The 12733-nt window shown below is 37.0% G+C and carries 12 protein-coding genes; 11 read left to right on the top strand and 1 reads right to left on the bottom strand.

Features of this window, described 5'->3' with window-relative positions; translation table 11 throughout:
* Positions 1 to 54: 54 nt before the first annotated feature.
* The 5 genes from MMG00_RS10300 to gyrB all read left to right on the top strand — a co-directional run bounded on the left by MMG00_RS10300 (position 55) and on the right by gyrB (position 6004).
* A complete protein-coding gene (locus MMG00_RS10300) occupies positions 55 to 603 on the top strand; it encodes a gamma carbonic anhydrase family protein (RefSeq protein WP_242148017.1) in 549 nt (182 codons plus the stop codon).
* Positions 604 to 630: 27 nt separating this feature from the next.
* Positions 631 to 1032, top strand: a complete 402-nt coding sequence (locus MMG00_RS10295; RefSeq protein ID WP_242148015.1) for a hypothetical protein — start codon at positions 631 to 633, stop codon at positions 1030 to 1032.
* Between the two features lie 322 nt (positions 1033 to 1354).
* Complete coding sequence (gene dnaN, locus MMG00_RS10290) at positions 1355 to 2455, top strand: DNA polymerase III subunit beta (protein WP_242148013.1); 1101 nt, start codon at positions 1355 to 1357, stop codon at positions 2453 to 2455.
* Between the two features lie 6 nt (positions 2456 to 2461).
* Positions 2462 to 3556 carry a DNA replication/repair protein RecF gene (gene recF, locus MMG00_RS10285; protein WP_242148011.1) on the top strand — a complete coding sequence of 365 codons (1095 nt, stop codon included), beginning with the start codon at positions 2462 to 2464 and terminating at the stop codon, positions 3554 to 3556.
* Between the two features lie 54 nt (positions 3557 to 3610).
* Positions 3611 to 6004, top strand: coding sequence for a DNA topoisomerase (ATP-hydrolyzing) subunit B (gyrB, locus tag MMG00_RS10280; RefSeq protein WP_242148010.1), 2394 nt, complete (start codon positions 3611 to 3613; stop codon positions 6002 to 6004).
* Between the two features lie 197 nt (positions 6005 to 6201).
* Here the strand turns inward: gyrB and MMG00_RS10275 are convergent, their stop codons facing one another.
* Positions 6202 to 7116 carry an Arc family DNA-binding protein gene (locus MMG00_RS10275; protein ID WP_242148008.1) on the bottom strand — a complete coding sequence of 305 codons (915 nt, stop codon included), beginning with the start codon at positions 7114 to 7116 and terminating at the stop codon, positions 6202 to 6204.
* Positions 7117 to 7242: 126 nt separating this feature from the next.
* Between MMG00_RS10275 and MMG00_RS10270 the strand changes: the two genes are divergently transcribed.
* The 6 genes from MMG00_RS10270 (at position 7243) to MMG00_RS10245 (ending at position 12727) form a co-directional block, all read left to right on the top strand.
* The gene (locus MMG00_RS10270) at positions 7243 to 7416 is read left to right on the top strand and encodes an Arc family DNA-binding protein (protein WP_242148006.1); all 174 of its coding nucleotides are present in this window, start codon (positions 7243 to 7245) and stop codon (positions 7414 to 7416) included.
* Between the two features lie 179 nt (positions 7417 to 7595).
* Complete coding sequence (locus MMG00_RS10265) at positions 7596 to 8345, top strand: Tn7 transposase TnsA N-terminal domain-containing protein (protein ID WP_242148004.1); 750 nt, start codon at positions 7596 to 7598, stop codon at positions 8343 to 8345.
* On the top strand, positions 8302 to 10224 hold the full coding sequence (locus tag MMG00_RS10260) for a TnsB C-terminal domain-containing protein (protein WP_242148002.1): 1923 nt from the start codon (positions 8302 to 8304) through the stop codon (positions 10222 to 10224). Before MMG00_RS10265 ends, MMG00_RS10260 begins: the two co-directional genes overlap by 44 nt.
* Positions 10217 to 11167, top strand: coding sequence for a TniB family NTP-binding protein (locus MMG00_RS10255; RefSeq protein ID WP_242148000.1), 951 nt, complete (start codon positions 10217 to 10219; stop codon positions 11165 to 11167). Before MMG00_RS10260 ends, MMG00_RS10255 begins: the two co-directional genes overlap by 8 nt.
* Positions 11151 to 11909, top strand: a complete 759-nt coding sequence (locus tag MMG00_RS10250) for a TniQ family protein (protein WP_242147998.1) — start codon at positions 11151 to 11153, stop codon at positions 11907 to 11909. Before MMG00_RS10255 ends, MMG00_RS10250 begins: the two co-directional genes overlap by 17 nt.
* 14 nt (positions 11910 to 11923) lie before the next feature.
* The gene (locus MMG00_RS10245) at positions 11924 to 12727 is read left to right on the top strand and encodes an integrase core domain-containing protein (RefSeq protein WP_242153261.1); all 804 of its coding nucleotides are present in this window, start codon (positions 11924 to 11926) and stop codon (positions 12725 to 12727) included.
* Positions 12728 to 12733: the final 6 nt, after the last annotated feature.

Genomic DNA, 12733 nt, shown 5'->3' with positions numbered 1-12733 from the left:
ACAAGAATCAAAATATGGCTTTAAATAGTCATTGCATAAAATTGAAGGTGAACAATGAGTAATATTATGGGGTTCGAAGGCAAAAATCCAGAGTTAGGTAAACGTGTTTGGATTGATCCAAGTGCAAGATTGATTGGGGATATTACCTTGGGGGATGATGTTTCGATTTGGCCGGGCGTTATTATCCGCGCTGATGTGAATTCTGTGGTGATTGGGGATCGTACGAATATTCAAGATGGCTCTATTATCCATGTCACGAATGAAGGCGCTAATCCCCCTCATGGTTATCCAACCGTGATTGGTGCAGATGTGACAGTTGGGCATGGTGCGATGCTTCATGGTTGCATTGTTGAGGAGGGGGTTTTAATTGGAATGCGCGCTGTTTTATTAGATGGCTCTAAGGTAGAAAAGCACAGTATTTTAGGGGCAGGCGCACTTTTAGCACCAGGGAAAACCGTCAAAACGGGTGAGGTTTGGGTCGGCGCTCCTGCTCGCCGTATTAAGACCTTAACCGATAAAGAGATTGAAGGGCTATTCTTCTCAGCTGAGCAATATGTGACATTGAAAGATCGTTATTTAAAAGATTGGGCTGGAAAATTGTAAGCTTGTTGAATAAGAAAGGAATCTTGAATGAGCACAAAAATGGATATTGAGAATCAAAATAGTCGATTGCTTTCTTACGGCTTATTAGCCGGCAATATCGTGCTACTTATTATCACGATCATTCTCTTTATTAAATTTCCACCGCCTGTGGATATCTATAATGATTACGATTATGTGGACGTGATTTTCACGAAAGTGTTTGTTTTAACACTAATCCTTTATGCGGTAAGTACTATGCTCATGATGATAAATGTAATTCGCCCTTTTACCATCAAGGGTAGAGGATCGATGGGATTGATCATTACCAGAATTTTGATGTTACTTATTTTTGTGGGCGTCACTTTCTATCTTTTAGGATATTTAGGGTTTTATGAGACGTTCGATATTAATTTTATAATGCCTTTTAGAGACTATCACCCACCTTTTTAAAAAGTAAATTTATCAGAAAAGCTTAAATGACTGATGGGCTTTACTTTTTGCGGGGTTTCGCAGTAGTATGGAAGGAAGCTGTTTACAACTTTGTGGATAAGCCTTGTAGAGCTAGATAATTTGTGATGAAAGCTTCAAATCTCGCATTTTTGCTCGCTTTTTACAAATGGCACGCTTTAAAATATCGTGCTATAATTTTTGAAGATTAGTTATTCTATTTTACTGATACGATCTTATACAGTGATCTGAGCCTTAATAAAGAGTTCACATCAAAACGGCATGTACTAATTACTCACTAACATAAGATTCTAGAAGAGGACATATGAAGTTAGTTATTCAAAGAGAACAGTTGATGAAGCCATTACAGGCAATCATCGGTGTGATTGATAGAACACAAACGCTCCCGATTTTAGCGAATGTAAAGTGTGTAGTCAGTGAAGATGAAATCACTTTAACAACGACAGATTTAGAGATTGAGCTAACCTGCTCATTTCCCCATATCCCAATCGAGCAAGGGGCGGTTACTTTTCCGGCGCGTAAGTTATTTGATATCTTAAAAGCCCTGCCAGATGGGATTGAAGTACAGATCGAGGTTTCAGATCTTCGTGCAACGATTACCGCAGGACGCTCACGCTTTACGCTAAGCTGCTTATCTGTGGATGATTATCCTGTATCAGATCATTTAGAGTTTGAGAAAACATTAACGCTTCCTAAAAATGAACTGCGTAAATTGATTGAGCGCGTAGCGTTCTCAATGGCTGTGTCAGATGTGCGTTATTTCTTAAATGGTCTACTGCTTGATGTCAATGGCACGCAGCTTAATGCTGTGGCTACAGATGGGCACCGATTATCAGTATCCTATCTTGAGTTATCAGAAACATCAGGTTTACAAAAACAGCTCATCATTCCACGTAAAGGGGTTGAAGAGTTACTTAAACTGATTGAGAATGAATCAGCACCGCTTCACTTAGAGTTAAGTGAAAATCATTTACGAGTAGAGCTTGGGAGTATTGTCTTTACCACAAAATTGATCGATGGGAAATTCCCAGATTATAACCGAGTAGTTCCACCGCTTGGGGATAAGATCATTGTGGCAGATCGCCAAGGCTTGATTGAGGCTTTAACGCGTGCATCTGTGCTTTCACAAGATAAATTCCGTGGCATTCGCTTCACGCTTTCTGATTACCTCTTAAAGCTTCAGGTCAATAACCCAGAGCAAGAGCAAGCAGAAGAAGAAGTGGAAGTAAACTACCAAGGCGAATCATTTGCAACGGCATTTAACGTGGGTTATTTAATTGATGCCCTTAAAGCATTAGATGATGATATGGTTCGTTTAAGCTTTACTGCTACCAATTCAAGCTGTTTGATTCAAAATTCAGATAGCGATAGTGTCCGTTATGTTGTAATGCCAATGAGACTCTAATTTCGAGTGATTATCCGATCCCTCCAAGTAGAAAATTTCAGACATTTAGCGAGTCAAACCTTTGAGTTTGACTCGCGATTTAATTTAATTGTCGGAAAAAATGCATCCGGCAAAACCTCTCTTTTAGAATCTCTCTATTTTCTCTCCCAAGTAGGCTCCTTTAGAACTTCTCGTATCAATCAGGCAATCTGTGAAGGAGAGGAGTATTTTCGCGTAATTGCTAAGCTCTATTCACCTCAGTTAGAGGTAGAATCCTTGCTTGGGCTTGAGCGTACTCGCGGAGAGGTTAAAGTTCGCCAAGATGGGGAGACTATCCAGCGTCGCTCTCACCTTGCAAAATTATTGCCAATGCTCTTTTTAGGACCAGATACAGGGACTAATCTCATGCAAGAGCCCAAAGCTCGCCGGCAATTTATGGATTGGGGATTATTTCAAAATTATGAATCATATCTTCGTGTTTGGCAAAGATATGATAGGGCCTTATCTCAGCGTAATGCCGCACTTAAAGGGCATTATCCTGACCCAGTACTAGCAAGTATTGAAGATGAGATGGCAGAGGCTGGTGAAAGCCTCAATATTTTCCGTAAGGCATTTGTAGCAGAGTTAGCGCCCCTTGTATTAGATCTTTTAGCAAGATTGATCGATAGGGATATCGAATGGGCTTTAGAGTATCAGCCTGGCTTTACAGAAGGAAAACTGCGCGAGGAACTTGCTGAAACAAGAGCAAGAGATCGTCAAATGACCTTTACGAGAACGGGCCCACATCGTGCGGATTTCTCCTTAAAAAGTAATGGTCGTTTGGTAGCGCAACATTTATCACGAGGGCAGATTAAATTGGCAACCATTGCCTTAATGCTCTCCCAAATTCGTTTACATCAAGCATTAAATCAATCTTCTACCATATTATTAATGGATGATTTAACGGCAGAATTAGATGAAAATAAACGGATAATATTATTAGAAGAATTAATCGCCCAGAAATCTCAGTTATTTGTCACTTGTTTAGAAGAGAGCGAGTTTCCAGAGCTGACAGATCCTCTATTAAAAGAGCAGATGAATCATTATGAACTTAATGACGGAGTTGCTCAAAAAATGGTATAATCTTGGGCTATATTAATAAAAAAGTTTTATAAGAATCATAAAGAGGTATTGTGAATGACAACTGAAAGTCAATCTCCAAGTATCAAGGTTTTAAGAGGGCTTGATGCCGTTCGTAAACGCCCTGGAATGTATATTGGAGACACCGATGATGGCACCGGTCTTCATCACATGGTGTTTGAAGTGGTCGATAATGCGATCGATGAGGCATTAGCAGGTCACTGTGATGACATCAGCGTCACAATCCACGTGGATAACTCCATTACTGTGACAGATAATGGTCGCGGGATTCCAGTGGATATCCATCCTGAAGAAGGGGTTTCATCAGCACAAGTTGTGATGACAGTCCTCCATGCCGGCGGAAAGTTTGAAGATAATGCTATTTCAGGTGGTCTTCACGGCGTTGGGGTTTCGGTTGTAAACGCCCTCTCTTCAAAGCTTAAGCTCATTATTTATAAGCATGGCAAAGTCCATGAGCAAGAATATACCTTAGGGGATCCTGATTATCCTTTAAGAGAGATTGGAGGAACGGATAAAAACGGAACAACGGTTTACTTTAAGCCAAGTAAAGAAGTTTTTACCAATATTGATTTTGAATATGACATTCTCTTTAAACGTTTAAGAGAGCTCGCATTCTTAAACTCTGGTCTTCGTATCGTTCTTAAAGATGAGCGTACAGATCGTGAAGATATCTTTGAGTATGAAGGCGGGATTAAAGCGTATGTTGAGTTAATCAATAAAAATCGTAATAAAATTCATCCACAAATTTTCTACTGTAACTCACAAAAAGATAATATCAGTGTGGAGATCTCCCTTCAGTGGACAGATGGTTATCAAGAATCAGTATTCTGTTATACCAACAATATTCCACAAAGTGATGGGGGAACGCATTTAGCGGGCTTCCGTGCGGCAATGACACGTACCTTAAACCGTTATATGCAAGATGAAGGCTTGCTTAAAAAAGCAAAAATCGCGACAACAGGGGATGATGCAAGAGAAGGCTTAACGGCAATTATCTCTGTGAAAATCCCTGGGCCAAAATTCTCATCACAAACAAAAGAAAAACTTGTTTCAAGTGAAGTGCGTCCTGTCGTTGATAGTGTTTTAGCAGAGCGCTTAGAAGAGTTTTTACTTGAAAGCCCAGAAGATGCAAAAGCGATTACTTCAAAAATTATTGATGCAGCAATGGCAAGGGAAGCGGCTCGTAAAGCGCGTGAAAATACTCGCCGTAAGAGTGCATTAGATATTGCAGGGCTTCCAGGAAAGCTTGCAGATTGTCAGGAGAAAGATCCCGCACAATCAGAACTCTTCATCGTGGAAGGTGACTCGGCGGGCGGTTCTGCGAAGCAGGGACGTAGCCGAAAATTCCAAGCAATCTTACCGCTCAAGGGAAAAATCCTTAACGTTGAGCGTGCAAGATTTGACCGTATGATTCAATCTGCCGAGATTGGCACACTGATCACGGCATTAGGCTGTGGTATTGGTCGTGATGAATTTGATCCAGATAAGCTTCGTTATCACCGTATAGTTATCATGACGGATGCCGACGTCGATGGAGCGCACATTAGAACGCTACTATTGACCTTCTTCTATCGTCAGATGCGTGAACTTGTAGAGCGTGGACATATCTTTATTGCCCAGCCCCCACTTTATAAGGTGAAACGTGGTCGTCAAGAGACCTATATTAAAGATGATAATGAGTTAGCATTATACTTCTTAAATACAGCGCTCGAAAATGGCTCAATGCACCCAAGTGCTGATGCGCCGGCATTGTCATCTGTGGTAATGGAGAGACTTGCGAAACAGTTAATGAAGGTTGAGCATATTATCTCGCGTATCAATCACCGTATTCCAGAAGAAGTGCTTTATCACTTCTTAGAATTGCCTGTATTGACGGATGCAGTATTAAGTAGTCATGAAGCAAATGATTGGGCTGCAACGTTAGAGTCGCAATTACAACATGATATCTCAGAAGGTTCAGTGAATTATCGTGTGAAAGCTGATCAAGAAACACAGCAAATTGTGATTACTGGTGAACGGTATAATATTGAAGATCGTTATGTCATTGATGGTCGCTTTATTAACTCTAATGAGTACCAAGAGATTGCCGTATTATCTGCAGAGCTTCATGCGTTGATCCAAGAAGGTGCATTTGTTCAACGTGGAGAGCGGACATTAATGATTGCAGGCTTTAAAGAAGGTCTTGATTGGTTAATCGATGAAGCAAAACGTGGACAGCAAGTATCTCGCTATAAAGGTCTCGGTGAGATGAACGCAGAGCAACTTTGGGAAACCACAATGGACCCAGATACTCGTCGTCTCTTACAGGTTAAAGTGGAAGATGCTGTAAAAGCTGATGAAGTCTTCACGATGCTGATGGGCGATGAAGTAGAGCCTAGACGTGAATTTATCGAGCAAAATGCCCAGATGGTTGGGAATTTAGATGTGTAATTAAATTGTTGTCGAATCTCATGAATGATGAAACGGTGTCTCAAACTGTGATATGAAATCTCAAACCGTGATACCAAATCTCAAACCGTGATACCAAATCTCAAACTGTGATACCAAATCTCAAACTGTGATACCAAATTCAAGGGTTGTATAGACAAGCCCCTTCTTAAGAAGGGGCTTGTTTTTTATGTAATTTATTACTTTCTTAAATTATTTATTCTTTTACAAAGAGATTTCCATCCTTCCCAGTAATTCATTTTTTCATACACATTATGATCCCATATATCTTCCCACCAAGGTTTATTTGTTAGTTGATTAATGATGGTTAAAGGATGAGTTTCACCTGATAATATGGTTTGGTAGTCATTTGGTGAGATTAGAAAGCTTCTTACTGAAGGTGGTGAGCTTTGTTTATCAAGAAGCTTCCAGGTTGAAAATAGACGTATAAGATTGGCCTCCCCCGTAGCACCTATTACTTCGCTAATATGATATGGGGTCTTAAATACTGTGCAATGCCAATTACCATATTGTTTGATAATTATAAGCTCCCCAGCCTCATTATCTTGTCGTAAAAAGTATAAGTGAGTTAAATTATTATTTAGATTTTTATCTGTAAGCCAATTTACACCTTCTTGCTCTGGTGTTGGAACGCGAGCGTATGATATAGAAAAGATAGAACCTTCTCCAAATAATAACCAGTCTGAATTAATATTCAGGTATTTGGCAATATCTTCGAGTTGAGAAAAAGAGGGTTCTTCTAGCCCCATGAAAAAATTTTCCATAGGCTCAGCATAATTATTTCCCATGCTTTTTGCGATGCGAGCAGGGGATAGCTTCTTGCTGTACATGAGTGCTTCATTAATCTTTTTTAGAGAAATATTGAGACGAGTTGCTATTTCAGTTCTTCTAGAAGATGGTTGATTTTTTCTCAAAATATCTTCAAAAGCCTTAATACTAGCTGATAAATTTTGCTGAGATTCTGAAAAAGAATTATATAAACGAGATACAGCCTCTGCATTAATAGAACGATTGTTATGTTGAGCCGATACCTCAATTTTTTCTTTTAACTCGCTAGGGACTCGTAAGTTAAATTGTATATCTACTTTCGACACATTGATCACTCCTTGATTGTTGAAAAGCTATCATTATGCTAATGGTAGATTAATCTATAGCTTGACGCAATACTATTGTTTTGCTAGGTTAGCATTATGCTAGTCTGAAAAAGAGAAGAGATACTGATGGAAAATAAAGTTCAAATGAATATTAGAGTCCCTGTTAATGTTCGAGACTGGGCTCGGAATAAGGCTGAAAAGAACCATAGGTCTCTTGCTAGTTTTATTACTGTAGTACTTGAACAATTAATGCAAGAGGAATACATCTTGCAAATAGAAAGGGAGGTGGAAAATAAGTAATTTAAAGCATTGTAAATAAAAAACGAGGCGAAGTGATTAACTTGCCCCGTCTTGTAATGAATAAGATAAATTCTTACTCCTTGGTCGTTGTAAGTATCTATTTTATTAAAGACTACGTCAAGTTGATCCTTCCATTTATATATTTTTTTATTGTCAAAATAGTTTGGCAAGGATCTTTTATGTCTGTAAAAAACAAACGACTTATCGTGCAGAAGTTATCTGGTATTTCAATACTGAAGAGAAGCTTGGCAGAAAAAAATAATTATAGAGTTAGGAATCCAGTAACGCCTTCGCGTATGACTGTACGAGGACAGTTTCCTTCTAAAAAGATGCAAAGAATGATTGCGTGGGAGTCTCAGTTAGAGCGTAGAGCATGTTATCTATTTGAATTTTCATCTAATATTTTATCTTTTAAAGAGCAGCCAGAACGCTTTTCTATTCCATTTCAAAGTGAAATTAAACGTTACACTCCTGATTTTGAAATTATAAATCAATTTGGAGAGATTAGTTATTGTGAAATAAAGCCATTAAATAAATTAATTAATTTAAAAGACTATTTTAATCATGTTGCTCTTTATTTTTTAAAGCAAAATATTGATTTTATTGTATTGACTGATAAAGAGTTAATAAATCCAATAAGAGAGCATAATTTATTGATACTAAGGCAATTTCAAAATTTAGAAATAACTAGAGAAGATCAGCTTTCATTAAATGAAGCTTATGCTAGAAGTAATTGTAACTCAATGACTTTAAAGGATTTGGCTTGCTTTTATGAAATGGAATTTATTTATAGTGCTATTGCGAATGGGTATCTAGTTTGTGATTTAAATGATGAATTAACGAGCAATACATTTATTTTTTCAAATATAAAAAAAGGGAATGTTTATGAAACATGCTTATTTCAATATCGGTCAGCACCTGATTTTTAATAATATATATTACCAAATATTCTCTATCTCTCATGAAGAAATTATTTTAAAAGAAGCTGGAAGTCCGCAAGAGCTTAAACTTGCTTTGAATGAAGCTGAGAGATTGCTTAGATTAGGAACTATAAAATTTATTGAAGAAAATTTAATTTTAACAGATGAAGGTCGAGTTTTTTCGTTGATATCTGAATCACAAAGAGAAGAAGTTTTAAGGAGATATGAGTATGTGAAGGCGGCCCAAAAAGAATATCCATGGCCTCAAAGAGTCGGATTAGAAGAGTTAATTGTTCGGGTTGCTAACAATATTGATGATTGTTCCCCTCCTTCTAGCCTTACTCTTTACAGGTGGTGGAAAAAGTGGGAAGAATCTGGACATCAATTAAACTCGTTAGAAAATAAACCTGATGGAAAAAAAGGATATCGGAAATATAAAGAAACGATTGGTGATATTTTTTATGAAGTTGTTAACGAAATTTACTTAACTAAGGAGCGACAAAGTAAGCAGGAAGTATATTTTAGCTTGATAAGTCGGATTAAACATTATAACCATGTTATGAAAACCGCTATTGAGTCTCCATCAAGAGCGACAGTTTATAGGATGATAGGTGAGTTAGATGATTATACAGTTATGGCTGAAAGACATGGTATTAAAGCAGCTAATAAGTATTATCGGATTTCAGGTAAAGGTGTTAGAACAACTTACCCACTAGAACGAGTAGAAATCGACCATACACCTTTGGATGTAATGGTTTTAGATGAAAGAACAGGACTAGTCATTGGAAGGCCTTATTTAACTTGTTTGTTAGACAGCCATACACGAATGCCTTTAGCTGTTTCTATAGGATTTGAGCCGCCTTCTGAACTATCAGTTGTACGAGCATTGAAGCAGGCTATTTGGGGGAAAGATGATTTAATAAAAAATGTACCTGATATTAAAGGGGCATGGCCTGCATTTGGGATTCCCGCACTACTAGTTTGTGATAATGGACTTGAGTTTCATTCTGCCCATCTTCGCAGAATTTGTGGAGAACTTAACATTGAACTAATGTTCTGTCCTAAGCATGAACCAAATTATAAAGGTCGCGTTGAGCGATTTTTAGGAACACTTAATGGGCAAGTTTCTCAAAGAATTCGTGGAACTACTTTCTCGAATATTAGGGAAAGAGGTGATTATAATTCGATATCAGAAGCAACGATTACTCTCTTGGAGCTACAAAATATTATTTATTTTTGGATTGTAGATATTTACTTACAAACCGTTCATGGAACATTAGGAACGACACCTTATCAGCAGTGGATCAAAGATATTCAAAGAGTTCCTGCTATTTTACCTAAAGATAGAGATCAATTTAATTTAATTTGTGCTAAGCAATACGACAGATCAATGAGTCATGAGGGGATTCATTTTAAGAGGCTAACCTATAACTCGGAGTCGTTAAGAATGCTGAGAATTTTATATGGAAATAGGGCTAAAGTGCAAATACGTGTTGACCCAGAAAATATAGAAAAAATATGGGTTTATGATCAAGGTAATGATGTTTTCATAGAAGTACCCTGTACAGATGAAGAATATGCAAAAAACTTAACACTATTACAGCAAGAAATGGTTTTAAAGGAGAGGTTAGAGCAGCAAAAAATAGTAGAAGAAGAGACCGTGAATAGTTTAAGAGAAGCTAAAACAAAATTGAATGAAAAACTGAAAAGATTGAGTAGCAGTAAAGGTATTAAAAAACGCTCTCAAGCAGTGCGTATCGGAGATATTAACACTTTTAATATTGAGGCTGTTCCTCTAAAAAAGATAAATAAGAAAAGCCCGCGATTTTTATTAGATAAGATTCCTGATTTTAAGGTGCTTGGGGACAAGGAGGAGGATAATGAATAGTCAACGGTTTAGGATGATAGCTTTGTTAAAACAAAAAGTAATTCGTTATCCACAGTTTGAAATAGCCTATCAACAAATACAGTCCATTTTAGAGCTTAAAAAATTTACGGGAATTTCACAGAACTTATTATGTATTGGTGCTGCAGGGACGGGAAAAAGTACTATAAAGAAGGAGGTAGAGAAAGCTTACCCTAGAAAAGAAGTTGTAGGAGTACCTATCATCCCAGTTCTAACAGTTGATACACCAGCAATACCAACAGTAAAAAATATTGCTGAAACAATGCTTTTAGCCTTTGGGGACCCATTAGCAGGAAAAGGTACTGCTGAAAACAAGACTGTACGTATATTGTCCTTTTTAGAAAAATGCAGAGTTCAACTAATTATTTTTGATGAACTGCAACATTTTATAGATCAAGGAAGAAAAAATACACCTTATCAAGTTGCGGATTGGCTTAAAAATCTTGTTGATAAAGCTAATATACCAACAGTTTTAATGGGATTAGAGCGTAGTGAACAAATTTTAAAAGTGAATGAGCAGTTACGCCGTCGCTTTAATCAAAGAATTCATTTAAAAGCTTTTGATTTGAAAGATAAAGATGACTATCAAACCTTTGCTGGTGTTGTTTTTAAATTACAAGAGTTGCACGATTACCCAATGGATATCAATATTCGAGATTCTGAGGTATTAGAAAGGTTACATTATGCTTCCAATGGAATAATTGATTATATAGTTAAAGTTATGATTGGAGCTTGTGAGACTGCATTGTTAAATGGAAATGTTTCGATTACTCAAGAGTCTTTTTATGAAGCGTTTAAACGATATATTTGGAGTGATGCTCCGGATGAGTTAAATCCTTTTCATGATAAATTTACATGGAAATCGTTAACTCAATTAAATATGCCATTCCATGTTGCAGGAGGCTACAGTGGGTTCAATTCCTAATTTTGAAATCATTAAGCCTTTAATACATGTTAAACCTTATATGGATGAAGATCCTATAAGTTATTTAATGCGGCTTGTGAATAGTAACTCTTATAATGCTATAGCATGGATGATATTTTCTAAGACAGAAAAGCGCTTTGCTTTAACACACCATGCAACTTTTTACTTATTAAAGTCAACCGTGTGGTTAGACTATAAGGCATCACTATTAACAGAAGAAATTGTGAGCTTTCCTGCTGTACTCCTGAATAAACAAACAATTAAGTTTTGTCCAGAGTGTTTAATGGAAAAAAGATACTATCGTATGCAGTGGCAAAGGAAGTCAGCTCTTGTTTGTTTAGTTCATAAGGTGTATTTACAAGAGTATTGTCCTGAGTGTTTGAACAAGATTCCTGTAGGCAAGGGGCGTGTAGGGTACTGTATTTGTGGCGCTGATTTAAGCATTCTGCCAATGATAAAAGCCAGTCAATCAGCATTAAATCTACAATTTTTTATTGAAAGAAAGTCATTTCAGTCAGGAGAAGCACTTGCAAATGTAAAGGCTGAAGATATGTCTTTAGCAGATCGAGATCAGTTTGTAATTAAATTAGCAAGTTGGAGTCTTGAGAGTATCTTATATAAAGATAAGAATGATAAAAAAATGCCATTATCGTTAGAGATATTAGATGATATTTCTCTTCCCTTTTTTGGCTCACAAAAATCATTTATGTGTAGGATTTTATCGCGTTGTTTACAGTATTAGGAGAAAATACTGTTATGAATATCCATCGAAAAACAAAATTAACGCCGTTTCATCGAGAAGAGATTTGGCGATTACATCATCAAGAAAAATTTACCGTAACCTATCTAGCTGAGCGTTTTATGGTAAGCAGACCTACGATCTATAAAGTACTAAAACAAGGTAGATTGAACTTGTTTGTGCCATTAGCTAGTAAAAATGAACGTTATAGAACAATTAAGTATGGCATTAAACGTCTTGCAAAGATTGAAAAATCTATTGAAGAGAAACTTAAAAAGAGGGCTAAACGTTATAACAAAAACTATCCTGGCGAGATGGTCCATGTGGATACTAAACGGCTCCCTCTTTTAAAAGGAGATCTTAAAAATCGCACTAGAGAGTATTTATTTGTAGGAATTGATGATTTTTCAAGAGAACTTTATGCCGGTATTTATCCTGATAAATCACAGTTTAGTGCTGCTGAATTTCTTCGATGGGATCTGTTAGAACAGTGTCCCTATACTGTAGAATGCACCTATTCGGATAATGGTCGTGAGTATAAAGGTACATCAGAACATGCCTTTGTCGAAATGTGTCTAACACATAAGATTAATCAAAAGTTTACAAAGCCAGCTTGCCCTCAAACGAATGGAAAAGCAGAAAGAGTCATTCGAACACTCATGGAAATGTGGCATAATCAGGAAGAGTTTATCAGTTCAGATGATCGGAAAAAGAAGCTAAAACGATTTTTGAACTATTACAACACAGTAAAACCTCATAAGGGTATTAATGGTTTAACGCCTTATGAAGTTTTAGAAAATTATTTTAACACTGAAGTGTAAACAACC

Origin of the sequence: Ignatzschineria rhizosphaerae, assembly GCF_022655595.1 — a bacterium.
Lineage (GTDB): Bacteria > Pseudomonadota > Gammaproteobacteria > Cardiobacteriales > Wohlfahrtiimonadaceae > Ignatzschineria > Ignatzschineria rhizosphaerae.
This window is presented reverse-complemented; position numbering and strand designations above follow the sequence as displayed.

Excerpts from the sequence above, each read along its gene's own strand:
- MMG00_RS10300 (WP_242148017.1), top strand. The coding sequence starts at position 55 with ATGAGTAATATTATGGGGTTCGAAGGCAAAAATCCAGAGTTAGGTAAA.
- MMG00_RS10295 (WP_242148015.1), top strand. The coding sequence starts at position 631 with ATGAGCACAAAAATGGATATTGAGAATCAAAATAGTCGATTGCTTTCT.
- dnaN (WP_242148013.1), top strand. The coding sequence starts at position 1,355 with ATGAAGTTAGTTATTCAAAGAGAACAGTTGATGAAGCCATTACAGGCA.
- gyrB (WP_242148010.1), top strand. The coding sequence starts at position 3,611 with ATGACAACTGAAAGTCAATCTCCAAGTATCAAGGTTTTAAGAGGGCTT.
- MMG00_RS10270 (WP_242148006.1), top strand. The coding sequence starts at position 7,243 with ATGGAAAATAAAGTTCAAATGAATATTAGAGTCCCTGTTAATGTTCGA.
- MMG00_RS10265 (WP_242148004.1), top strand. The coding sequence starts at position 7,596 with ATGTCTGTAAAAAACAAACGACTTATCGTGCAGAAGTTATCTGGTATT.
- MMG00_RS10260 (WP_242148002.1), top strand. The coding sequence starts at position 8,302 with ATGAAACATGCTTATTTCAATATCGGTCAGCACCTGATTTTTAATAAT.
- MMG00_RS10255 (WP_242148000.1), top strand. The coding sequence starts at position 10,217 with ATGAATAGTCAACGGTTTAGGATGATAGCTTTGTTAAAACAAAAAGTA.
- MMG00_RS10245 (WP_242153261.1), top strand. The coding sequence starts at position 11,924 with ATGAATATCCATCGAAAAACAAAATTAACGCCGTTTCATCGAGAAGAG.